Consider the following 23,071-nt stretch of genomic DNA (forward strand, 5'->3'; position numbering starts at 1 on the left):
TTTGCAGCACTAAAAATAATTATTAGCTATATGCAGATGTATAAATCGAGTTTAATTCTTTGTAGCGTTTTGTTAGCACAAAGTTCTTTTGGTCAGGATAATAAAGTTTTACGTACGGATTCTATTTCCGAAGTTGTAATAGCAGAAAATAGGCTACAAATTCCATTTAACGAAAGAAATAAAAATATAGAAATCATTACGAAAGAAGAAATTGCCAAACTTTCTGTGAAATCTGTAAATGAGGTGCTTGCCTATATGGATGGCGTGGATGTCCGCCAGCGTGGGCCTTTTGGTACACAGGCAGACATAAGTATTGACGGCGGCACGTTTGAACAAGCCTTAATTTTGCTGAATGGCATAAAAATTTCTGATCCGCAGACTGGTCATCATACCATGAATATTCCGGTAGCCTTGGATGCGATCGAGCGCATTGAGGTGCTGCGTGGACCTATGGCACGTGTGTATGGTATTAATGCGCTTACTGGCGCGATTAACATTGTGACGAAATCTTTCACGAAGAATTCGCTGTCTGTACATTTACAAAGCGGTTCTTCTTTTGAAAATAAGGAAGAGGGTGATGGGAAAGGAAAATATTGGGGTGGAGGAGCTCAAGTCGTTGGTCATGTCGGAAATGAGCAATTCCACAATCTGATTTCTTTTTCTACCCAAAAATCGAATGGACAACGTTATAACAGTTCCACAGAAGATATACGCGCCTATTACCAAGGTGCATTTGAGGTAAATAAATCAAATTCATTAGATTGGTCAGCTGGTTATATTGCCAATGAATTTGGAGCAAATGGTTATTATGCTGCGCCAGGCGACAAGGAATCCTATGAATTGGTGAAGACTTTTATGGCTCATTTTTCCACGAAACATTATATAGGTGAGAAGTTTTACATCAGCCCACGCGTTTCTAATCGATATAATACAGACGATTACCGTTATTTCCGAAATGATCTAAGTAAAGCGCGCTCAGAACATAAGAACAACGCTTTGTCATTCGAGTTGAATAGTAGATTGACTACGAATATTGGTGATTTTGGACTAGGATTGGAATTGCGAGACGAGGATATTAAAAGTACGAATTTAGGTAATCACGAACGTGAAAATTTAGGTTCTTATTTAGAATACAGAACTACATTGCTTCCGAAAATTACGTTGCATTTGGGTGCTTACAGTAATTATAACAGTCAGTATGGTTGGGAATTATTTCCGGGGGTAGATGTAGGTTATCAATTTGTTCCAAATTGGAAATTGAATGTAAATGTAGGCAAAAGTCAGCGTGTACCATCTTTTACGGATTTGTACCTCAAGCAACCAGCTAATATTGGAAATCCTGAATTACGATCGGAATATGCGTGGCAGTATGAGTCATCCTTGCAAGGTAAAATAGGTGAAACGCAATTGGAAATACGTTACTTTTACCGTGATATTAATGATTTTGTAGACTGGACTAAGAATGCTGGAAATACTACTGATCCTACTGAAATCAGTAAAATTCCATATCAACCTTCAAATTTAGGAAATCAGAAGATGCATGGTGTTAGTGTTTCTGTGAGTCGTACGTATATTTTACAACAAGACAGAACACTTAAGTATAGTTTGGGTTACAATAATCTATCGCCGGAAGAGTTGACGTATCAAACTGGAATAATTTCGAAATATGTGCTAGAGAGTTTGAAACATCAAGCTTTGCTTCGAATAATTTACAGTGCGCCAAATTGGGAATTTAGTACGGGTAATCGTTGGATTAAACGGGAATTAAATGATCCCTACTTTGTATCGGATGTAAGATTAGGTTACAAGTTGAAGCAGTGGAACGTGTATACAGATATTACGAATATTGCAAATGCTTCATACAAAGAATCAGGAGCTGTTGTGATGCCGAAGCGATGGTTCACTTTGGGTCTTAGATACGCTTTATAGAGTCAAAATACCTATTCATTGGTATTATTTGCTTGTGGTTTTATTCGTAGGTTTGAGTAGTTTAAAACGCTACGACCAATTAATTGTAAGTTTAAATTATTTCACACAAAAAAGCATCTGAATTTCAGATGCTTTTTGTATGTAAAGACTGGTTTACTTATTTAATAAATTTACCAACTTCTTGCGCTAAGTCAATGATTTTGTTTGAGTAACCCCATTCGTTGTCGTACCAAGATACTACTTTCACGAAGTTGTCATTCAATGAAATACCAGCTTGAGCATCAAAGATTGAAGTACGTGCATCACCTAAGAAATCTGAAGAAACAACTTCATCTTCTGTGTAACCCAAAATACCTGCTAATTCGCCTTCAGAAGCTTCTTTCATCGCTTTCTTAACGTCTTCATAAGAAGCGCCTTTTTCTAAACGAACTACTAAATCTACTACTGAAACGTCAGCTGTAGGTACGCGGAAAGACATACCAGTTAATTTACCTTTCAATTCTGGTAATACTAAACCTACTGCTTTAGCAGCACCTGTAGAAGAAGGGATAATGTTTTGGTAAGCACCACGTCCACCTCTCCAGTCTTTCACTGAAGGACCGTCTACCGTTTTTTGTGTAGCAGTTACTGCGTGAACAGTAGTCATCAAACCTTCAATGATACCGAATTTATCATTCAATACTTTAGCGATAGGCGCTAAACAGTTTGTAGTACATGAAGCGTTAGAAACGATATTTTGATCAGCAGTCAATTCTTTGTGGTTTACACCCATTACGAATGTAGGCGTATCATCTTTAGCTGGAGCTGACATGATAACTTTTTTCGCACCTGCATCAATGTGTTTTTGTGCAGTGTCTTGTGTTAAGAAAAGACCAGTAGATTCGATAACAACATCAGCACCTACTTCGTCCCATTTTAAGTTAGCTGGATCTTTTTCAGCAGTCACACGTATAGTATTACCGTTAACAACTAAGTTGCCATCTTTTACTTCTACAGTGCCATCAAATTTACCGTGCGTAGAATCATATTTCAACATGTAAGCCATGTAATCTGGTTCTACTAAATCGTTGATACCTACGATTTCGATATCAGCACGATTCACAGCAGCTCTGAAAGCTAAACGACCAATACGGCCAAATCCGTTAATTCCAATTTTCATTTTCTTAATTTTTATTAATGTAATATTTTATTAGATTTTGTATAGGTTCTTTATTTATTGTTTGAATATTTAAATGGTACTCTTTCGCAAACTCCATAAGCCACTCTTGGTAATTGTGGGCTACAGATCCCGTTAAACTTATCGGAGAATCAGGATATTGATCCAATAAAGGCAATATATAGGTAGTGATAAAGAGATCTATGCCGCGCTTAATGATGTTAGATAAGTACGTGTCATAGCGATTTTCATAGAAGAAATCCGCAAACGATGTCAGAAAAATATTCGGATTCGGGTTATTATACAGCTTTTCTAAAATGTACTTTCTATCCAAATTGTATTTGTCATCTATTTTTTCGCGAAAACCTTGAGGCATTGCGTCTGTCAAATAATCGCGTAATACTTGTTGCGCGATCCAGTTTGTCGATCCTTCGTCAGCCAAAATATAACCCAATCCATAATTGTTGGGTATAATTTTTTTGCCTGTGTAGTACGCCGCATTTGATCCAGAACCCATAATAGCAACGATGCCTTTTTCATCACCAAAAGTAGATAGGGCAGAGGCATCCAAGTCATGCGCTGCTTTTACTTTTGCATTTTTGAAAAAATTAGAAAAGACGCGAACTATCTTATCTTGTCGTTCTTTGGAAGATGCCCCAGCACCGAAAAAGAATATTTTTCGAATCTTTTCGGCATTATAAAGCAAATCTGTGTTTTTATTCAACAATTGATTGATAAAATTTTCATCCTGAATATACGAGTTTATACCAGCAGTTCGAAAACCGTGTAACAGTCTTCCTTTTTCGGCAAGTCGCCAATCAGCATATCTCGATCCAGTGAAAATTACTAAAATCATATGGAATATTATTTGTTCATAATGTTTGCGATTTCTAACAATTCATCGTCCAACTTGAACTCTTTATTGTTTAACGCTTCTTCTAATGGAGTTATTATCATTTGGTTGCCACGGATACCAATTGTGCCACGCGTATTGCCTTTCAATAATTCATTTACAGCAGTATATCCCATGCGTGTAGCGAGTACTCTGTCGAAGCTCGATGGAGAACCTCCACGTTGCAAATGCCCTAAGATACTAACTTTTATGTCAAGATGATTAATTTTTTCTTTTACAATTTTTGCTACATTGTATGCACCACCATTTTTATCACCTTCTGCGATGATGACGATCATAGATGTTTTTTGGCGTGCTTCCGCAAATTCCAATTCTTCTATTAGGTTGTCAATACCCGAATTTAATTCAGGCAGTAGGATGGATTCTGCACCACCACCTACACCGGCATTCAATGCAATACATCCCGAATCTCTACCCATTACTTCTACGAAGAAAACGCGATTGTGCGAGGACGCTGTGTCACGAATTTTGTCAATAGCCTCTATTACGGTATTATTTGCAGTATCGTATCCTAATGTATAATCTGTGCCGTATAGATCGTTATCAATAGTTCCTGGTATACACATTACAGGAATGTCAAATTCTTTAGAGAAAAAATCTGCACCAGTAAAAGTACCGTCACCGCCGATAGCCACCAAAGCATCTATTCCTTCTGCTTTAAGATTTTCGTAAGCCTTTTGTCTACCTTCTTTGGTCTTAAACTCTAAGCAACGAGCTGATTTTAATATTGTACCACCCTTTTGTATGATTGAACTTACCGAACGACGGTTCATGTCTACAAAAGAACCATCGATTAAGCCTTGATATCCATGATAAATTCCAGTAACAGCTATATTGTTATAAATAGCAGTTCTCACTACCGCTCTGATTGCGGCATTCATGCCAGGTGCGTCACCACCTGATGTAAAAACTCCAATTCTTTTAATATTTTTCAAAGTAATTTAGATTAAGTTCCCACGAATATAATGTGTATTTTTTACACTATTAAATATTTATGGATATTTTTTTGTTTGTTTGGCAATTTTTATTCATCTTGTCGCTGTTAATCAAGATTATCCTATGAAGAATATGTGTGATTAACTTTCACTGTATTATTTATTATACAGTATTTAGGAATTAAAATTTAATAATGTAAGTGAGTCGATTTCATATAAATCGTCATTTATAATTGTAATAATTAATAGGGCAAATCATGTTATCATTTTTTACAGTAGATTGTTTGATTTTCACTTTTCATGAAGGTAAATTGAAGGTCTTATTGAATGAAAGAAATGAATATCCTTACCGTGATTGGTGGGCTATGCCTGGTTATTTTGTGGACAAACAAGAAGAGATGGAACAGGCTGTAAATCGTATTGCTTACGAACATACGGGACTAAAAAACATCTACTTGGAGCAATTGGCTGCCATGGCAGGGCTAAAACGTCACCCTGAAGGACGTATTCTTACAGTGGCATATATGGCATTAGTTCGCTATGATGATGTCAAGAATAAGGTGAAGCCAGTCACAAATTACATGCGTCAAGCTAAATGGTTTGATGTGAATGATGTCCCAGAATTAGCTTTTGACCACAATGAAATCCTTAGTTTGGGTCTTAAGAAACTGAAACGTAATTTGAATTACTCTACAGCACCATTCGAATTATTACCCGAAAAATTTACTTTAACACAGTTGCAACAAATATACGAAGCTATCTTAGGGGAGACGTTGGACAAACGTAACTTTAGAAAGCGTATGAGTAATTTGGGTTATCTCAAAGAATTAGAAGAATTTCAAACGGGCGTTTCCTATCGCGCTGCCAGATTATACAAACTGGATAAACGTAAATTCTTGAAACTGTTTACCTAACAGTTCAATAACTAAACAAAACTTTTTTGTCAAGGAATTGTATTTTTTTAATGCAATGATACGTTCTATTTAAACCTTTTGTATTTTTGAACATTCTTTTGTAAAAGTCAAAAGTTAAAAATATAAAATGGATAAAAGAAAAGAGGAAATTATTGAGGTTGCAATACGTCGTTTTTCGCATTATGGTTTTTCAAAAACTACCATGAATGAGATTGCGGATGACGTAAAAATCACAAAAGCGAATCTGTATTATTATTATCCTGACAAGATTGCTTTAATAAAAGATGTGATTTGCTCGATTTCAAATACGTTATTAGCAAAAGAACAGGAAATAGTTGAAAGTTACGATGGCGACCTATTGGGTAGCTTATTTGCATTATTAGATTTTCGTGCAGAGCATATGCGTAAACATTACATGTTGTATATCAACGAGAATCTTGATTGGATTAGAGATGAATCATTTACAGAATTTATTGAGAAAATTGAATGTAGAGATTTGGAAGTTTTGCAATCGCTCATGAACAAAGCTGTTTTGGATGGAAGCTTAAAGATGGAAAATGTAGACGAGTCTACCTCTATCTTGCGCAGTGTAATAAAAGGCTTAGCGTTAAATCATACGGTAAGGGATATTATTTGTGGGATTCCAAATATAGATAATATCAATAAAATATTGGATAGTCAGAAGAAGGCTGTCAAGTTAATTTTTGAAGAACGAATTGTTACTAATATATAAAATGAAAAGGATCAGAATAATAGCTGTTTTATTAGCCGGTCTGTTTAGTGCTTCTTATGCAAGTGCGCAAGAGGTTTTGACTTTACAAGATGCTATAAAATATGCGTTGCAAAACAAAGCCGATGCTAAAAAATCAGCTTTGGAATTAGAGAATTCCGAATATTTGATTGATGAAGTGCGTGCTGGTGCATTACCGCAGGTCAATGCTAGCGGAACACTTACTTACAATCCATTATTACAAAAGAGCGCTTTACCAGCAGAAATTTTTGGTGGAGAGCCAGGTGAAACAATAATGGTAGCATTCGGTCAGAAATGGCAAACAAACGCTGCAGTATCTGTATCACAACAGATTTTTAACCAATCTTTATTCACAGGGTTAAAGGCTGCTAAATCTACTCGTGAGTTTTATCAGATAAATAATACGCTTACAGAAGAGAATCTTATCGAAAAGGTAGCGAATTCTTATTACCAAGTATTTCAGACGCAATTGCAACTGAAAACATTAGATATAAACCTTGAAAGCACGAAGAAGACACGCGATGTAATTAAAGGTTTGGTAGATGCAGGTCTTGGTAAGAAAATTGATTTGGATCGTACTTCGGTAGCTGTAAACAATTTAGAATCACAAAGACAGCAAGTATTGAATGCATTAGAATTGCAAGAGAATGCGTTGAAATTTGCAATTGGTATGGAAATCACAAAGGATGTTGTGTTGCCAGAAGAGACTTTTGATATTTCGTTAGAGAAAATTTATGAGACTGCCGATGTAAATAGCCGTACTGAAATTACACTTTTGAATAAACAAAGTGAACTATTAGAATTAAATCGTAAATCCATAGTTTCTAATTATTATCCTTCACTTTCTTTTACTGGTAATTTTGGCTATTTAGGTATGGGAAATATATTCCCGACTTTTGGTAAAGATGGATTCAAATGGTCTAATTTCTCGGGTATAGGGTTGAATCTTTCTATTCCAATTTTTAATGGCGGTGCTACTAAATCTAGAATTAATCAAGCTAATATAGAAATCAGAAAAACTCAAGTAGAGATTGATGACGCCAAATTAGGACTTTCATTGGCAAATGAAAATGCGAAAACACAAATCAAGAATTCGCTTTTAACAATTAATACGAACAGAAGTAACGTAAATTTAGCTAAAGAAGTATTGGATAATACTAATAATAACTATAAAAATGGTTTAGCTACTTTGACAGAATTGCTTGATGCGGAGAATGCCTATGCGGATGCACAAAACAATTTAAATACTGCTTTATTGAACTATAAAGTTGCTGAAGTGCAGTTGATAAAATCAAACGGGAAGTTAAAAACATTAATAAACGAATAAGACAATAATCTAAATAAGAATATGAAACGTGCTATAATTACGGTAATTATTATTGCTGCGGCTTTAGGAGGTATCTTTGTTATCTTAAATAAAAATAAAGCGAAAAACGAGGCTGTAACTGCAGAAGCAGCTAAAACAAATGCATATGTTGCGGTACGTATTGATACGGCTCGTTTGGATAATATCAATCTTGCCAATTCGGCGAATGGTACTTTCCAACCTAAGCAAGAAGTTACTGTGGGTGCAGAAGCTTCAGGTAGAGTTGTACGTGTATTGGTTGACGAAGGTTCACGTGTGAGTGCTGGACAAACATTAGCTGTAATTGAAGGTGATAAGTTGAATGTAAATGTGTCTAATGCACAGGCAAACTATGATAATGCACAACAAAATCTGCAACGTTTTGAGAGTGCTTACAAAACTGGTGGTGTGACACAACAACAATTGGATCAAGCGAGATTGCAATTTGAAACGGCTAAGAACAATTTGCAAAGTTCAAAATTGACAGCTGGTGATGTAACCATCAAAACTTCGGTAGCAGGTATTGTAAATTCTCGCAAAATCGAGCCAGGAACGTATGTTAGTCCAGGAACTCCAGCTTTTGAAATTGTAAATGTTAGCACGTTGAAATTGCGTGTAAATGTGGATGAGAAAAACGTAGCTGCATTACGTGTTGGTCAGTCTGTTGATATTACAGCTTCAGTATATACAGATAAAACCTATACGGGTAAAATCACATTCATTGCACCTAAATCGGATGGTAGCTTAAATTTCCCTGTTGAAATTGAATTACCAAATGCAGGTGGAGAATTGCGTGCAGGTATGTATGGTACTGCAACTTTTGGTGGTAGTACTTCCGCTAGCACTTTAGTTATTCCTCGTTCTGCTTTTGTAGGTTCAGTGAGTGATAATAGAGTTTTCGTTGCGAAGAATGGCAAAGCTATCGAGACAAAAGTAGTTTCAGGTAGAAACTTTGGTGATAATATCGAAGTGTTGAGCGGACTGAACGCTGGTGATCAAGTAATTATTTCTGGACAAATTAATTTGTTGGATCAAACTGCAATCGAAATTATTAAGTAATTAGATTGAGTAAATAGTAGTTATGAAAATATCTGAAATATCGATAAAACGACCTAGTATCATTTTGGTGTTATTCATCATCTTGACGCTAGGTGGTATATTCTCGTACTCGCAGATGGGGTATGAGTTGATTCCTAAGTTCGAAGTAAATGTGATTACCGTACAGACGGTGTATCCTGGTGCTTCACCTACGGAAGTAGAAAATACGGTAACGAAAAAAATCGAAGATGCAGTTGCGTCTTTGGAGATGGTAAAGAAGATCGAGTCTACTTCGATGGAAAATGTTTCTGTCGTAATGATTACGCTGAATAATGGTGCGGATGTCAATTTCTTGTTGACCGATGCACAGCGAAAGATCAATTCGATATTGAACGACTTACCAGACGATGTGAATGCACCATCCCTGAATAAATTCTCTTTGGATGATGTGGCTATCATGAGTTTGGCGGTGACATCCAATTTATCAGAGAAAGAACTTTATGACTTGTTGGATTCTAAAATTCAACCTGTATTTGCGCGTGTAAATGGTGTGGCTAAGGTGGATATGATTGGTGGTGAGGAACGTGAAATTCAGGTAAAAGTAGATCCTGATAAAATCGAAGGATACGGGCTTTCTTTGTCGGCTGTGCAGCAAGTTATTGCTTCTTCAAACTTAGATTTTCCAACTGGTAACGTAGCCTCACAACAAAATAGAACTACTATTCGTCTAGCTGGTAAAGTAACAACTATTGATGAGTTGCGTAATTTACCATTGACTACACCTGCGGGTATAACAATATTCCTGCGTGATATCGCAGATATTCAGGATGGAGTAGCAGAAATTGAGAAGATTGCTCGTGTTGATCGTAAAAACACAATCATGTTGCAGGTTTTCAAACAATCAGATGCAAATGCAGTAGCGGTATCTGAATTAGTTCGTAAAACAATTGCTGATGTGGATAAAGATGGAAATGTCATCAGTGGTATAGAGAAAGATTATGCAGCGCAAGGAATTAAAATCGATGTAGCGAATGACTCTTCTGAATTTACGTTGAAAGCTGCGGGTAACGTAATCTTTGACTTGGTGTTGGCAATCGTGTTGGTAGGACTTATCATGTTGTTCTTCTTACACTCATTGCGTAATGCTGCGATTACGATGGTTGCTATTCCATTATCACTGATCGGTACGTTTATTGGTTTGTACTTGATGGGATATACACTGAATTTGATGTCTCTATTAGGGCTTTCATTGGTAGTAGGTATTTTGGTGGATGATGCGATTGTTGTTATTGAGAATATTCACCGTCATATGGAGATGGGTAAAAGTAAGGTTCGTGCAGCTTATGATGGAGCAGCAGAAATCGGCTTTACAGTTGTTGCGATTACATTGGTAATTGTGGTTGTATTCTTACCTATTGCGATGTCAACAGGATTGGTAGCTAATATCTTGGCTCAATTCTGTGTGACTGTAATTATTTCGACCATGTTATCACTATTGGTTTCCTTTACATTGGTTCCTTGGTTGTATTCTCGTTTCGGTAAATTAGAACATATCAATAAGTATTCATTTTTCGGTAAAATCATCCACGGTTTTGAGTCTGGATTAGATGCTTTCACGCATAAGATTTCAGATATCTTGAGATGGTCTTTGCGTAGTAGATTGAATAAGTTTTTAACCTTATTGGTTTCAGTTGTACTTTTCGCTGGATCTATATCGTTAGCTGTAATGGGGTATATCGGTTCCGATTTCTTCCCATCTTCGGATAGAGGAGAGTTCATGTTGCAATTTGAATTAGAAAAAGATGCGACATTGGAACGTACGAATGCATTGGTACGCCAAGCGGAAGATATTTTAGCGAACAAAGCAGAAATCAAAAAAACGATTACGACTGTAGGTCAATCTTCGGACGGTGGTATGAGTGCGGCTACAGGGTCACGTTATAAAGCTGAGATTCACGTTATCATGACGGATGAGGCTAAGAAAGTAACCGATTCCAAAGTGTTCGCTGTAAAATTGCGTAATGAATTGTTGCCAATTTTGATTGGTTCTAAAATTGTCAGTGTGCCTATGGGAATCATGGGACCTGAGCAAGCACCATTGAAATTAACGATTATTGGTTCTTCCATCGAAGATGCACAAGAATTTGCCTTACAGGCAGCTGATTTGTTGAGACAAGTGCCAGGTAGTAGAGATGTGAAGTTGACTTCTGAATCTGGTAACCCTGAGATCAGTGTGCAAGTAGATCGTGAGAAAATGACTTCTCTTGGATTGAACGTAGCATCTGTAGGTATGACAATGCAAACGGCATTCTCAGGTAATACAGATAACAAATTCCGTGCAGGTGATAACGAATACGATATTAATATTCAATTTGATGACAAGGGTCGTTCGAATTTGGATGACGTTAAGAAATTGAAGTTTATAAACAATTCTGGTCAATCTATTTCTTTGGATCAGTTTGCAACGGTTGAATACAGTTCAGGGCCTACATTATTGGAGCGTCGTGACAAATCTCCAGCGGTATCAGTGCAAGGTGGTGTGATTGGTCGTCCTACAGGTACAATCGCTGCCGAATGGGAAGCGAAATTTTCAGAGTTGCCGCGTAAAGCAGGTGTTACGTATGTGTGGGGTGGTAATATGGAGAATCAATCCGAAGGTTTCGGTACATTAGGAATAGCGTTAATTGCTTCTATTGTATTGGTATACTTGGTGATGGTCGCTTTATACGACAACTTTGCTACACCATTTGTGGTATTGTTCTCAATACCATTATCATTTATCGGTGCATTATTATTCTTGGCATTAACCAATCAATCCTTAAACATCTTTACCATTCTAGGTATTATCATGTTGATTGGTTTGGTGGCGAAGAATGCGATCATGCTTGTCGACTTTGCGAATCACCGTAAAGAAGATGGTTACAATACACACGATGCTTTAGTTGCTGCCAACCATGCACGTTTACGTCCAATTTTGATGACGACTATTGCGATGGTATTTGGTATGATTCCGATTGCGATGGCTACAGGTGATGGTGCTGATATGAATAGAGGTCTTGCTATCGTTATTATCGGTGGATTGTTGTCTTCGATGTTCTTGACATTGGTAGTTGTACCTGTTGTGTATTCTATTATGGACGGTTTACAACGTCGTTTTAGCAAAGGAGAAAAAATCAATTACGCAGAAGCTATGGTCGCGGATTATGTGCCAAATGAGCATTATGTTGATGAATCTCAAATAAAACACTAATAATTGGATAATAAATCATTAAAAAGGAGGAATTTTTCCTCCTTTTTTTGTTACTGAAAGTCACGGAGTTAGTTTGTAAATAAAAAATTATTGCTATATTCAGCCATAAAAAATTTGGTATTAACGGCTTTTTAGCTATATTTGCATCACCAAAACGGATAAGGTTATACCGCAAAAGTGATGGTTCAAGCATTCCTAGCTCAATTGGATAGAGCGTCTGACTACGGATCAGAAGGTTAGGGGTTCGACTCCCTTGGAGTGCACTTAGTTAACTGAAAGCCTAATTCACATAAGGATTAGGCTTTTTATTTTGTCACAAAATAAACATAATCAAACTATGCTAAACCTTGTATTATTCGGTCCTCCAGGAGCAGGAAAAGGTACTCAATCAGAAAAACTTATTGCTAAATACAATTTGGTACATATTTCTACAGGAGATATTTTTCGTGCACATATCAAGGATCAAACTGAATTAGGTAAACAAGTAAGCCAAATCATTGCAGATGGTAATTTGGTTCCTGATTCAATCACTATTGCGATGTTGGAAGAAGAAATCAAAAAGAATCCGTTAGCAACAGGTTTTATTTTCGATGGTTTCCCACGTACAGTAGCACAAGCAGAAGCATTAGACGCATTTTTGGACAGCATAGATACTTCAATTTCCGGTGTGGTGGCTTTGGATGTGACAGAGGAAGAGTTGACGCAACGTATCGCTAAACGCCAAGAGATCTCAGGTCGTGCGGATGATGCAGCTGATAAATTGCAAAAACGTATTGAAGAGTATTTCAGTAAAACTATTCACGTATTACCATACTACGAAGCGCAAGGTAAATTGACGAAAGTAAATGGTATCGGTGAGATCGAAACTATTTTCGCTGAATTGTCAGCAGTAATCGATAGTTACCAAGCATAAAAAATAAATAAGTAATAATACAATATGGCTCAAGGTTCAAATTTTGTTGATTATGTAAAGGTGTGTTGTCGTTCGGGGCATGGTGGGGCAGGTTCTTCACATTTGCATCGCGATAAAACTACCATGAAAGGTGGGCCAGACGGTGGTGACGGAGGTCGAGGTGGACATATTATCCTAAAAGGTTCTTCGCAGCACTGGACATTATTACACTTAAAGTTTAGGAAACATATCATAGCTGCCAATGGGGAGCGTGGTGGTTCGGCATTGCGTACAGGTGCTACGGGCAAAGACGAAATCTTGGAAGTGCCTCTAGGAACAGTAGCAAAAGATGCCGAAACGGGTGAAGTAATTTTTGAAATCACCGAAGACGGTGAAACAAAAATCTTAACACCAGGTGGTAAAGGTGGATTGGGAAATAATAATTTCAAATCTGCTACACAGCAAACACCTCGTTTTGCACAGCCGGGTATGCCTGGACAAGAGCAATGGGTGGTTTTAGAGTTGAAAGTATTGGCGGATGTTGGTTTGGTTGGATTCCCGAATGCGGGTAAATCTACTTTACTTTCTGTCGTGTCAGCAGCTAAGCCAGAGATTGCAAACTATCCGTTTACAACGCTCGTGCCAAATTTGGGTATTGTTGGCTACCGTGACAACAAATCTTTCGTGATGGCGGATATTCCGGGTATTATCGAAGGTGCGTCACAGGGAAAAGGATTAGGTTATCGTTTCTTAAGACATATCGAACGCAATTCGGTTCTATTATTTATGGTACCTGCTGATACAGATCGTACGATCGAGGAAGAATACAATATTTTGCTGAATGAATTGAAAGAGTACAACCCTGAAATGTTAGCAAAACCACGTTTGTTGGCGATAACAAAATCAGATATGTTGGATGAAGAATTGGAAGAAGAAATGAAGGCACAATTACCAACAGCTATTCCCTATATCTTTATCTCATCAGTTGCGGGTAAGAATATCACCCAACTGAAAGATATGCTTTGGAAAGCTATCAACGAGCAGTAAAAAAGATGTAAATTTACTGCTTTAAGAATCAGTAAGTTTGCTTTAAAATACCAGAAAAAAATGCAAAATAGTTTGTAGAAAAGCTTAAAATAGCTATCTTTGCATCACTTCAAACAACGAAGGAGACTTCAAATAAGAAGTAAGATTCCGTAGCTCAGCTGGTAGAGCAATACACTTTTAATGTATGGGTCCTGGGTTCGAATCCCAGCGGGATCACAAAACAAAAAGCTCAATCGAAAGATTGGGCTTTTTGTTTTACCCGCGTGATGAGAACTCGCGCTGCTGTTTTTTAAATCGTTTGAATTCTCCTAAAAAATTATAAATCATGCAGAAGTTAACATTTGAAAAAGAAATAAACGCATCGGCACAGCGAGTGTATGAGTCGATGTTGGGATTACAGGATAAATCCACCTATGAGTATTGGACAGCGACATTTAATCCAACTTCTACATATGAAGGAAGCTGGGATAAAGGAAGTAAGATTCTTTTTGTAGGTTGTGATGAAAACGGAAAAAGAGGTGGGATGGTTTCAGCGGTTGAAGAAAATCAACCTGCTAAATTGGTATCTGTACGACATTACGGTTTTTTGGATGGTGATGAGGAAATCACAACAGGAGAACAAGTGGAGAAATGGGCAGGAGGCTACGAGATTTATAAGTTTGAAGAACAGGACGGGAAAACAAGAATTACAGTAGAATTGGATACGATTGATGATTTCTTAGGCTACTTTAATGATAAATACCCCAAAGCAATGGATAAGCTAAAAGAAATTTGTGAACAATAATTCAGAGATTTTACCTGAATGATAGTTGTTTTTGATTGTGTATGAAATTTTCTATTTTTAAATTATATACACTAATTATGAAAAATTTCTATCTCTTTTTATTTTCAGTTTTGATTTTTGCGAGTAGTTGTAGAAATTCTCCAGCACAAGATCCAGTTCCAGCGCATGATAGCTTACGTGTACAGTCAATAATACTTGGCGAAGAACGTATTATAAATGTTTGGCTGCCTGATCAGTATAAGTCAGGTACAGATTCGTTACCAATTATGTATATGGCAGATGGTGGTGTGAAAGAAGATTTTCCACACATTGCCAATACGTTAGAGAAATTGATAAACGAAAATAAAATAGTTCCGATGATTTTGGTCGGTATAGAAAATACACAGCGCAGGCGAGACCTCACGCCTGTGACTGAAGTGGCAAAGGATAAGGAAATAGCAGCTAAAGTTGGAGGTTCATCCAAGTTTCGTGAATTTATAAAAGAGGAATTGTTTCCAGAGATTGAAGGTCGGTATCGTACTACTTCAGAAAGAAGTATAATTGGGGAATCGCTATCTGGTTTATTTGTGATGGAAACTTTTTTTCTATACCCAGATTTATTTACGAATTATGTTGCCTTTGATCCTTCGTTATGGTGGAATAATCACTATTTGAACCGCACAGTTCAAGAACATTTGGAGGGATTTCCAACCGATAAAAAGCGTTTGTGGTTTGCGGGTTCAGATGCTACGGATATAAATCAATATACAAAAGAGTTGGCAACTATCTTGACATCAACAAGTCCATCAAATCTTAAATGGGCATACTCCGATGAACCAAATGAAAAGCATCATACAATCTTCAGAGCTACAAAAGAGAAGGCATTGATTTGGGCATTTGGTGATTAAATTCACATGCAGTGGTATAAATTTAGCCTTAAACTTTACTTATTGGAGTCAGACAATCTATATTTATGTTACGTTAAGATGAAGATGTTATAAATATATTTAGGTAGTTTTGTATAAGAACAACTATTACTTGGGGTGACGCATCAACAGAAAACAAACATCATAAAAAAGGAAATTATAGCTTCTTATAAAGCTTTAAGAGCAAAATATCCATTATTAAAATATCAAAACTTTATCGGATTTACCATATTCATTTCATGTCTATTGGCAAGTGCCGGCTTAGGCTATATGTGGTATGTGGATTTACTTCCTGGTTGGGCATTGATACTAGGAAATGCATTTTTATTTGGTGTATTGCATGAACTAGAGCATGATTTGATTCACTTTGTCTATTTCAAAAACAACCGTATCGTTCACAATATTATGTTGTTGTTTATATGGTTGGTTCGTCCACTGACATTGAATCCATGGTTTAGACGTGTATTGCATTATCATCACCACAAGTTTTCTGGAACAGTACATGATGTTGAAGAACGTGGAGTGACAAATGGAGAGAAATGGTCATTGAAGAGGTTGCTGCTCACACCAGATTTGGTTATTGGGAATGCATTGCGTGTAATCGGCTTATTTAGTGATATGAAAAAGGAAGTCGATAAAGGAAATCTAAAATTGCAAACAGCTAAGAAGTTGAAATTAAGCGGTGTATTTGGTTTAATTCCTTTCACGATTCTTTCCCATGTAATTTTATATGTTTTCTTCACCGATATATTTTTAGATTTTCTACATGCTAAACATCAATTGAATTGGGTTTTTCCAGAACTGATAAAAGATATTTTAGTTTGGTGTAACCCAATAATTTATATTGTATTATTACCTAATCTATTGCGTCAATTCTGTTTGCATTTTATAACTTCCAACCTGCATTATTTTGGTGATGTGGAGCAGGGAAATGTAATAGAGCAAACTCAGGTATTGACGGTATGGTGGACTTATCCATTCCAATTATTTTGTTTTTTCTTTGGTTGGACACATGCCATTCATCATTTTGTGGTGAATGAAACTTTTTATATTCGTCATTTTGCACGTAAAAAGGCACACGAGGTAATGCGTAAGCATGGTGTTCGTTTTAATGATCTTGGCACTTTCCGTCGCGCAAATCGTTATCACCAAGTGTAATTTTTAAGACTTTGAGTTTAGAGCATAAAAAAGCTTCTAGTTTTCTAGAAGCTTTTATTGTATAACGATTTTAATTTTAGAAGTTTGGTTTTAATAGATACTTGTCATAGAATCTGAAAATATGCTCAACAGCTTCTTCTGCTGTATCTACAATACGGTAAAGTTTAAGATCTTCTTCAGAAATATAAGCATTTCCAAGCATTGTTTTTTCTACCCATTCCAATAATCCGCCCCAATAATCTGAACCAACTAAGACGATAGGAAAGCGAGCGATTTTACCAGTTTGAATCAATGTAATTGCTTCAAATAATTCGTCCATTGTGCCAAATCCACCAGGCATCACAATATATCCCTGCGAATATTTCATAAACATGACCTTACGCACAAAGAAGTAATTAAACTCCAGTAACTTATCGCGATCGATGTATTTATTGTGGAATTGTTCAAATGGCAATTCGATATTCAGTCCTACAGATTTACCACCAGCGCCGTATGCACCGCGATTCGCAGCTTCCATGATACCAGGGCCACCACCAGAGATTACACCGTAACCTCGTTCTGCTAATAGTCCTGCGATTTTCACGGTCATTTGGTAATATTTGTGTTCGTCAGGCGTACGAGCTGATCCAAAAATGGAAACACAAGGACCAATTTTGGCTAACTTTTCAAAACCATCTACAAACTCTGACATAATTTTGAAAATCTGCCACGAGTCCTTCACTTTTATTTCTTGCCAAGTCTTATTGGCGAATGAATTTCTAATTCTGTTTTCTCCTGTCATATAATTTCTCTAAGTATATGTATAATTGCAAGATAATAAATTTAACTAATTTACCTGTATCGTATATTATGCAACTTTTAAATTAAGCTTTGTTATCCGAATGCCCTAAATTTTTCTCTGGACAAATTTGATCGCGCACGAGCTGTTTAATAACTTTTATATCTTTAAAACCACCTTCGCGTTTGCGGTCAAAAATGATAATATCTTCCGTACGTATCATATAGCGACCTGCGATTTCTGAAGGCACTAAGGTTACACCATAGACCTCTTCTTGAAAGGTAGTCAGCAGTTCTTGCGCCATATAGGCGGCACGTAAAAGCCAGCCACATTTAGGACAGTATTCGATTTCAATTGTTGGTTTCATTGACGTAATTATACAAATTTTGTTTCATATAATGCAGTGAATGCCGGTTATCGTGATGTTCATCTGACAGAAAAAATAATTACCTTTGTACCATGAATTTTTCATCTAAACTATTAGAAAATGCTGTGGAGGAGTTTGGTCGTCTACCTGGAGTAGGGAAGAAGACAGCTTTGCGTTTGGTATTGCATCTATTGAAGCAACAGGACGCAGAAGTAACTCGTTTTACCCAGTCATTGAATCTATTAAAAGAGAAAATTCAATATTGTAAAGCATGCTATAATATATCGGACGATGAAGTGTGTGAGATTTGTCTTTCCGTGAAGAGAGATAAATCGACAATCTGTGTAGTGGAAGATACGCGCGATGTGATGGCCATTGAAAATACCAACCAATACCAAGGTGTATACCATGTTTTGGGAGGACTGATTTCACCAATGGATGGTGTAGGTCCTTCGGATTTGAAAATTGATGGTCTTTTGCAACGTTTAAAAACTGGAGAGGTTAAAGAGATTATTTTAGCACTATCCGCTACGATGGAAGGTGATACTACTATATTTTACTTGTACCGAAAACTTAAAGAGTTCAATGTTCAAGTAAGTACTATTGCGCGCGGTATAGCATTTGGTGGTGAATTGGAGTATGTAGATGAAATTACTTTAGGTCGTTCTATCCTTACTCGCGTGCCTTACGAACGAAATGTAGGGTAATAAAATAACTAATTTTTGATTGTCATCTGACGATGTGAGGAATCGATGGTTAGGTTCATTATCTGAAGTCTAACAAATTGAATATTTTGCTTTAAGACCGTTTACTTATATCTTCATTCTACCAATAATCCAATAAAATCCTATTGCAGCAGTAAGTAGAGTAGTACCAGCTACTGTCCAAAGAACATTATAGCCAAAATGTTCGGCGAGATAGGTTCCGAAATAAGGAGAAAAAATATTAGCTGCTGCAAATGCTAAGGAATTAAATCCCATGTAAGCTCCCTGATTGTGCAAACCAGCTCTTTTGATGGATATGGTCGCCATAAAAGGAAGAGCAAGCATTTCACCTGTGGAAAGTATAAACATAGCCATATAAAGCCATACAATACCAAAATCAAGATTGAGCATATAATAGGAAATAGCTGTCACTACGGTACCCCAAAACATGATTTGCCGTACAGAGAATCTATGTTCTACAAAATGAACCAATACCATTTCAAATATTACAATCACAAAACCACTAAAACCGAGTAATAATCCAATCTGGCCGGCATCAAGTGCATATTCATCTTTATAAAATAGTGGAAGGGTGCTCAGCAATTGCAAAAATCCCATGGAAAAGAGACAGCACAAAACATTGAATAGTATGAATGAGCCGTCTGTATAGGCATTTCTTTCTTTAGCTTTTAGTTTTATATCTTGATCCTTAATCGGCAATTTGTTTGGTGTACGGTTATGGAAAAAGTAGATAAAAACGATAACTGCTCCCGCTGCCCCAATGGCATTTCCATAAAAAATCCAATTGTATGAAATTGACGCTAAAAAACCGCCCAAAGCAGGTCCTATAGAAAATCCCAAGTTGACGGCCATGCGGTTCAAAGAATAGGCTCTAGTAATGTTTTCAGGTTTTGCATAGCGCGCCACAGAAACCGAGTTAGCTGGTCTAAAGATATCTGCTACTAATGTCAATACAAATATCATCAACGCCAAACTTTCAAAAGTTCGAAATAGCGGTAATATTAAGAATAATGGAATTACAGCAATTTGGGAAAAAGCCTGTACTTTGAAACTACCAAATCTATCTGTAAGCCATCCGCCTAGCCAAGAACCACAAACCGATCCAAGTCCGAAACAACCCAAAACAAGACCAATTTGTGTTTTGGAGAAATTCAATTCCGATGACATATACATTCCCAGGAAAGGAATTACCATAGATCCCGTACGGTTGATGAGCATGACTAATGCCAACAACCAAGCAGCAGGAGATAATCCTCTGTAAGAATTTATATATATCTGAAATAAAGGCTTCAATGTTTGTTTATATTAATTTTTTATTTATACTAAATCTTGATTCAAGATATAATTATTATAAGCTACTTTCTTTTCCTTAGTAGTTGGATTGAAGATAAAATCAATACGTCCTAATACAGCACCGCCATTTGCAGCTTGATTCACTAATGTGATTTTTCCCGCTGCATTCTTGACTTCTGTAGGTTTCTCTAAGAATGTGTGAGTATGACCTCCAATGATTAAATCGATGTCCTGTGTGGCAGCTGCAAGTCGTAAATCAGACACCTTATCTTCCTTGTATGAATACCCTAGATGTGATAGACAAATAATGATATCACATTTATGTTTGCTTTTTAACGTGGGTATAATTCTATTTGCTACAGCTATTGGATCCAAATAGCGCATTCCAACGTAATTATTCTTATCAACTAAGCCTTCTATATTTACGCCTAACCCAAAAACTCCAATTCTGATTCCATCACGCTCAAAAATTTCATATTCTTTGGTTTTACCCGCTAATGCAGTTTCACTCAAGTCATAATTGGCTGTTAAGAAGGGAAATTTTGCTTTGTCAAAATGTTTTAATAATCCGGCTATACCATTGTCAAATTCGTGATTACCGAAAGTACCAGCGTCATATTTTAATTTTGACATTAATGTTAATTCCACCTCACCATCAAACAAATTAAAATATGGTGTACCTTGAAACATATCGCCAGCATCAAATAACAATACGTTCTTTTCTTTAGCACGTATTTGCTGTATCAATGTACTTCTTCTAGCTACTCCACCAAGACCTTGTAATTTTGAGCCATCCATAGGAAAGGGCTCAATTCGGCTATGTACATCATTCGTGTGTAAAATGGTTATTTTAACTTCTTTACGTGAGTTAGCTTGAACAAATTGTGGAAGTCCGTTAACCGCTAAAGCTCCACCAAGTATACTTAGATTTCTAAGAAAATTTCTTCTATTTAATGATTTTAACTCTTCCATCTAGTTGTGTGTTAATAGTTTTACCTTCTTTAGTTAGTTGCTCTACATATTCGATAAGACCTTTACGAACGATTATGCCTGAGTCTTTTCTGTTGATTGGATTATCTAAGCCTTCGATGTAATCGCCTCCATTTGCTAAGTAATCGTACGTAACAAGTTTGTATGTTTTGTTAACATCAAAAGGCTCACCTTGGATGATAATTGATTTTGATTTATTTTGTTCAATTTCCATGGTCATGCCAGCTAGTGGCTGACCGTTAGTTTTAGCGATAAAATTTGCTAACGTTTGTAAATCATTACCTGATAATTCCAAAATTGTGATTGCATTTTCGAAAGGCATGAGTTCGAAGATATTACCAACAGTCACATTTCCTTGTTTTATATCTGCGCGTATACCAAATTTTGTCGCTATGGCTATTTGCGCCGTTGGATCTATCGATTTTCCGATTTCTAATAAAGCTTCGGCAAAGAAAGTTCCAGCTGTACTTTCGGGTTGAGAAGGGTTGCGCACAAGATTGGATTCAGTGTAACCAATTACCCGATTCATCTCATTTTCTAATTGCTGCTTGAAGGTCAAGTAGTAATTGACTATGGCTGTATCTTCAGCAATACTGTTATCAATTTTGTAGGTGTGTGTTTCATTCTGTAGCGTTAGACGCGTTGTGCTACAATTTGTTAATATAAATACAGTAACAAATAATGCAAATATCTTTGTGTAAGAGCGCATGATGGTAGAATTCTTTGATGCGAAGCTAAGAAGAAAGTATGGATAAGCAAATTAACTTTATGTAAAATTTTAAAGTTTATTGGAAATCAAATTTTTAAAAAAGTGCCTTGTTATATTTTATAAACAAACTATAAGTCGTAATTTGGCAGCTCAATTTTCAAGAAGAAAAATCGAGCAATAATTGACCTAAACGGTAGGAGGAAAAGAAATAATATGCCAGTAAAGATACCAGACAATTTGCCAGCAATAGAACTGTTGAAGCGGGAGAATATTTTCGTAATGAGTAGTTTACGTGCCAATGAGCAGGACATTAGGCCGTTGCGCGTACTTGTTCTAAATCTTATGCCCTTGAAAATTTCAACAGAAACTGATTTTATTCGATTGCTATCAAATAATCCTTTGCAGGTGGAGATGGAGTTTTTGCGTTTGGAAACTCATGTGTCCAAAAATACCCCACAAGAACATTTGGAAATGTTTTATAAGAACTTCGATGATGTATCTGAACAGTTTTATGACGGTTTGATTGTGACTGGAGCTCCTGTAGAAATGCTTCCTTTTGAAGAAGTGAACTACTGGAATGAATTAACGAAAATATTTGACTGGGCGCGTGTACACGTTACATCGTCATTGTATATTTGTTGGGCTTCCCAAGCTGCGTTATATCATTTTTATGGCGTGGAGAAAGTAGCTTTAGATGAAAAAATATTTGGTGTTTTCAAGCATACGGCATCTGATAAGCAACATCCGATATTCCGAGGTTTTGACGATGAATTCTTTATTCCTCACAGTAGGCATACTACCATTGAACGCGATGACATCTTGAAGAAAAATGGATTACGTATTTTGTCAGAATCTCCCGATGCTGGCGTGGCTATATTGAGTTCAAGAGGTGGTCGTGAGTTTTACTTAACTGGACATTCTGAATACAATCCGTTCACCTTACATGAGGAGTACACGCGTGATGTTGAAAAGGGAGCTGATATTCAAATTCCTCAAAACTACTACCGTAATGACGATCCGAGTCAAGATCCAGTTGTGCGTTGGACAAGCCATGCGAATTTGTTATTCAATAATTGGTTGAATTATTTCGTCTATCAAGAAACACCATTCGATCTTCGTGATTTACCAAAAATGGGAGATATTCAGGATCATACAGGGTAGTGACTTACTAATATCAGTATAATAAGAAACG

General features: G+C 36.7%; 21 protein-coding genes and 2 tRNA genes. 15 read left to right on the forward strand and 8 right to left on the reverse strand.

The window, feature by feature from the left end:
• Positions 1 to 36: 36 nt before the first annotated feature.
• Positions 37 to 1,929: a TonB-dependent receptor plug domain-containing protein gene (locus tag FLS47_RS17895; protein WP_188347481.1), complete on the forward strand. Its 1,893-nt coding sequence runs from the start codon at positions 37 to 39 to the stop codon at positions 1,927 to 1,929.
• A gap of 157 nt (positions 1,930 to 2,086) precedes the next feature.
• Here FLS47_RS17895 and gap read toward each other — a convergent pair whose 3' ends face one another.
• The 3 genes from gap to pfkA are packed head-to-tail and all read right to left on the reverse strand — an operon-like array spanning position 2,087 to position 4,933.
• On the reverse strand, positions 2,087 to 3,088 hold the full coding sequence (gap, locus tag FLS47_RS17900) for a type I glyceraldehyde-3-phosphate dehydrogenase (RefSeq protein WP_149915689.1): 1,002 nt from the start codon (positions 3,086 to 3,088) through the stop codon (positions 2,087 to 2,089).
• 4 nt (positions 3,089 to 3,092) lie between these two features.
• Positions 3,093 to 3,941, reverse strand: coding sequence for a hypothetical protein (locus tag FLS47_RS17905; protein WP_149915690.1), 849 nt, complete (start codon positions 3,939 to 3,941; stop codon positions 3,093 to 3,095).
• Between the two features lie 8 nt (positions 3,942 to 3,949).
• A complete protein-coding gene (gene pfkA, locus FLS47_RS17910; RefSeq protein ID WP_149915691.1) occupies positions 3,950 to 4,933 on the reverse strand; it encodes a 6-phosphofructokinase in 984 nt (327 codons plus the stop codon).
• Between the two features lie 257 nt (positions 4,934 to 5,190).
• Between pfkA and FLS47_RS17915 the strand changes: the two genes are divergently transcribed.
• The 12 genes from FLS47_RS17915 to FLS47_RS17970 all read left to right on the forward strand — a co-directional run bounded on the left by FLS47_RS17915 (position 5,191) and on the right by FLS47_RS17970 (position 17,017).
• Entirely contained in the window at positions 5,191 to 5,847 is a 657-nt protein-coding gene (locus FLS47_RS17915; protein ID WP_149915692.1) for an NUDIX hydrolase, read from the forward strand.
• 127 nt (positions 5,848 to 5,974) lie between these two features.
• Complete coding sequence (locus FLS47_RS17920) at positions 5,975 to 6,580, forward strand: TetR/AcrR family transcriptional regulator (RefSeq protein WP_149915693.1); 606 nt, start codon at positions 5,975 to 5,977, stop codon at positions 6,578 to 6,580.
• 1 nt (position 6,581) lies between these two features.
• Positions 6,582 to 7,925, forward strand: coding sequence for a TolC family protein (locus tag FLS47_RS17925; RefSeq protein ID WP_149915694.1), 1,344 nt, complete (start codon positions 6,582 to 6,584; stop codon positions 7,923 to 7,925).
• A 21-nt stretch (positions 7,926 to 7,946) separates the two neighbouring features.
• Positions 7,947 to 9,002, forward strand: a complete 1,056-nt coding sequence (locus tag FLS47_RS17930; protein ID WP_149915695.1) for an efflux RND transporter periplasmic adaptor subunit — start codon at positions 7,947 to 7,949, stop codon at positions 9,000 to 9,002.
• A gap of 22 nt (positions 9,003 to 9,024) precedes the next feature.
• Positions 9,025 to 12,231: an efflux RND transporter permease subunit gene (locus FLS47_RS17935; protein ID WP_149915696.1), complete on the forward strand. Its 3,207-nt coding sequence runs from the start codon at positions 9,025 to 9,027 to the stop codon at positions 12,229 to 12,231.
• Between the two features lie 189 nt (positions 12,232 to 12,420).
• Positions 12,421 to 12,494 (forward strand) — tRNA-Arg (locus FLS47_RS17940).
• A 74-nt stretch (positions 12,495 to 12,568) separates the two neighbouring features.
• Positions 12,569 to 13,144 carry an adenylate kinase gene (locus FLS47_RS17945; RefSeq protein ID WP_149915697.1) on the forward strand — a complete coding sequence of 192 codons (576 nt, stop codon included), beginning with the start codon at positions 12,569 to 12,571 and terminating at the stop codon, positions 13,142 to 13,144.
• Between the two features lie 24 nt (positions 13,145 to 13,168).
• Positions 13,169 to 14,170, forward strand: a complete 1,002-nt coding sequence (gene obgE, locus FLS47_RS17950) for a GTPase ObgE (RefSeq protein ID WP_149915698.1) — start codon at positions 13,169 to 13,171, stop codon at positions 14,168 to 14,170.
• A 143-nt stretch (positions 14,171 to 14,313) separates the two neighbouring features.
• A tRNA-Lys gene (locus FLS47_RS17955) sits at positions 14,314 to 14,386 on the forward strand.
• Positions 14,387 to 14,495: 109 nt separating this feature from the next.
• Entirely contained in the window at positions 14,496 to 14,954 is a 459-nt protein-coding gene (locus FLS47_RS17960) for an SRPBCC family protein (RefSeq protein ID WP_149915699.1), read from the forward strand.
• 77 nt (positions 14,955 to 15,031) lie between these two features.
• Positions 15,032 to 15,841 carry an alpha/beta hydrolase gene (locus tag FLS47_RS17965; RefSeq protein WP_149915700.1) on the forward strand — a complete coding sequence of 270 codons (810 nt, stop codon included), beginning with the start codon at positions 15,032 to 15,034 and terminating at the stop codon, positions 15,839 to 15,841.
• 135 nt (positions 15,842 to 15,976) lie between these two features.
• On the forward strand, positions 15,977 to 17,017 hold the full coding sequence (locus FLS47_RS17970) for a fatty acid desaturase (protein WP_149915701.1): 1,041 nt from the start codon (positions 15,977 to 15,979) through the stop codon (positions 17,015 to 17,017).
• A gap of 76 nt (positions 17,018 to 17,093) precedes the next feature.
• On the opposite strand, the gene FLS47_RS17975 is transcribed toward FLS47_RS17970, so the two are convergent.
• Complete coding sequence (locus FLS47_RS17975; RefSeq protein WP_149915702.1) at positions 17,094 to 17,798, reverse strand: LOG family protein; 705 nt, start codon at positions 17,796 to 17,798, stop codon at positions 17,094 to 17,096.
• 82 nt (positions 17,799 to 17,880) lie between these two features.
• Positions 17,881 to 18,162 carry a SelT/SelW/SelH family protein gene (locus FLS47_RS17980; protein WP_149915703.1) on the reverse strand — a complete coding sequence of 94 codons (282 nt, stop codon included), beginning with the start codon at positions 18,160 to 18,162 and terminating at the stop codon, positions 17,881 to 17,883.
• Between the two features lie 92 nt (positions 18,163 to 18,254).
• On the opposite strand from FLS47_RS17980, the gene recR reads away from it, so the two are divergent.
• A complete protein-coding gene (gene recR / locus FLS47_RS17985; RefSeq protein WP_149915704.1) occupies positions 18,255 to 18,869 on the forward strand; it encodes a recombination mediator RecR in 615 nt (204 codons plus the stop codon).
• A gap of 105 nt (positions 18,870 to 18,974) precedes the next feature.
• Here the strand turns inward: recR and FLS47_RS17990 are convergent, their stop codons facing one another.
• From FLS47_RS17990 to FLS47_RS18000, 3 genes are read right to left on the reverse strand one after another with little or no spacing between them, the layout of a single operon-like run.
• Positions 18,975 to 20,180: an MDR family MFS transporter gene (locus tag FLS47_RS17990; protein WP_149915705.1), complete on the reverse strand. Its 1,206-nt coding sequence runs from the start codon at positions 20,178 to 20,180 to the stop codon at positions 18,975 to 18,977.
• A gap of 24 nt (positions 20,181 to 20,204) precedes the next feature.
• Positions 20,205 to 21,152, reverse strand: a complete 948-nt coding sequence (locus FLS47_RS17995) for a bifunctional metallophosphatase/5'-nucleotidase (protein WP_149915706.1) — start codon at positions 21,150 to 21,152, stop codon at positions 20,205 to 20,207.
• Positions 21,127 to 21,879, reverse strand: coding sequence for a 5'-nucleotidase C-terminal domain-containing protein (locus FLS47_RS18000; RefSeq protein WP_223225418.1), 753 nt, complete (start codon positions 21,877 to 21,879; stop codon positions 21,127 to 21,129). Before FLS47_RS18000 ends, FLS47_RS17995 begins: the two co-directional genes overlap by 26 nt.
• 213 nt (positions 21,880 to 22,092) lie before the next feature.
• Here FLS47_RS18000 and metA point away from each other — a divergent pair, with 213 nt between their 5' ends.
• Positions 22,093 to 23,040 carry a homoserine O-acetyltransferase MetA gene (gene metA / locus FLS47_RS18005; RefSeq protein WP_149915707.1) on the forward strand — a complete coding sequence of 316 codons (948 nt, stop codon included), beginning with the start codon at positions 22,093 to 22,095 and terminating at the stop codon, positions 23,038 to 23,040.
• Positions 23,041 to 23,071 lie beyond the last annotated feature (31 nt).

Source organism: Sphingobacterium cavernae, assembly GCF_008520265.1.
GTDB classification, from domain to species: domain Bacteria; phylum Bacteroidota; class Bacteroidia; order Sphingobacteriales; family Sphingobacteriaceae; genus Sphingobacterium; species Sphingobacterium cavernae.

What these genes read in the sequence shown, in the direction of transcription:
- FLS47_RS17930 (WP_149915695.1), top strand. Translation starts at nt 7,947, where the DNA reads ATGAAACGTGCTATAATTACGGTAATTATTATTGCTGCGGCTTTAGGA.
- recR (WP_149915704.1), top strand. Translation starts at nt 18,255, where the DNA reads ATGAATTTTTCATCTAAACTATTAGAAAATGCTGTGGAGGAGTTTGGT.
- FLS47_RS17905 (WP_149915690.1), bottom strand. Translation starts at nt 3,941, where the DNA reads ATGATTTTAGTAATTTTCACTGGATCGAGATATGCTGATTGGCGACTT.
- metA (WP_149915707.1), top strand. Translation starts at nt 22,093, where the DNA reads ATGCCAGTAAAGATACCAGACAATTTGCCAGCAATAGAACTGTTGAAG.
- FLS47_RS17915 (WP_149915692.1), top strand. Translation starts at nt 5,191, where the DNA reads ATGTTATCATTTTTTACAGTAGATTGTTTGATTTTCACTTTTCATGAA.
- FLS47_RS17995 (WP_149915706.1), bottom strand. Translation starts at nt 21,152, where the DNA reads ATGGAAGAGTTAAAATCATTAAATAGAAGAAATTTTCTTAGAAATCTA.
- FLS47_RS17935 (WP_149915696.1), top strand. Translation starts at nt 9,025, where the DNA reads ATGAAAATATCTGAAATATCGATAAAACGACCTAGTATCATTTTGGTG.
- FLS47_RS17960 (WP_149915699.1), top strand. Translation starts at nt 14,496, where the DNA reads ATGCAGAAGTTAACATTTGAAAAAGAAATAAACGCATCGGCACAGCGA.
- FLS47_RS17975 (WP_149915702.1), bottom strand. Translation starts at nt 17,798, where the DNA reads ATGACAGGAGAAAACAGAATTAGAAATTCATTCGCCAATAAGACTTGG.
- FLS47_RS18000 (WP_223225418.1), bottom strand. Translation starts at nt 21,879, where the DNA reads ATGCGCTCTTACACAAAGATATTTGCATTATTTGTTACTGTATTTATA.
- FLS47_RS17945 (WP_149915697.1), top strand. Translation starts at nt 12,569, where the DNA reads ATGCTAAACCTTGTATTATTCGGTCCTCCAGGAGCAGGAAAAGGTACT.
- FLS47_RS17980 (WP_149915703.1), bottom strand. Translation starts at nt 18,162, where the DNA reads ATGAAACCAACAATTGAAATCGAATACTGTCCTAAATGTGGCTGGCTT.
- FLS47_RS17895 (WP_188347481.1), top strand. Translation starts at nt 37, where the DNA reads ATGTATAAATCGAGTTTAATTCTTTGTAGCGTTTTGTTAGCACAAAGT.
- gap (WP_149915689.1), bottom strand. Translation starts at nt 3,088, where the DNA reads ATGAAAATTGGAATTAACGGATTTGGCCGTATTGGTCGTTTAGCTTTC.
- FLS47_RS17925 (WP_149915694.1), top strand. Translation starts at nt 6,582, where the DNA reads ATGAAAAGGATCAGAATAATAGCTGTTTTATTAGCCGGTCTGTTTAGT.
- FLS47_RS17965 (WP_149915700.1), top strand. Translation starts at nt 15,032, where the DNA reads ATGAAAAATTTCTATCTCTTTTTATTTTCAGTTTTGATTTTTGCGAGT.
- obgE (WP_149915698.1), top strand. Translation starts at nt 13,169, where the DNA reads ATGGCTCAAGGTTCAAATTTTGTTGATTATGTAAAGGTGTGTTGTCGT.
- FLS47_RS17920 (WP_149915693.1), top strand. Translation starts at nt 5,975, where the DNA reads ATGGATAAAAGAAAAGAGGAAATTATTGAGGTTGCAATACGTCGTTTT.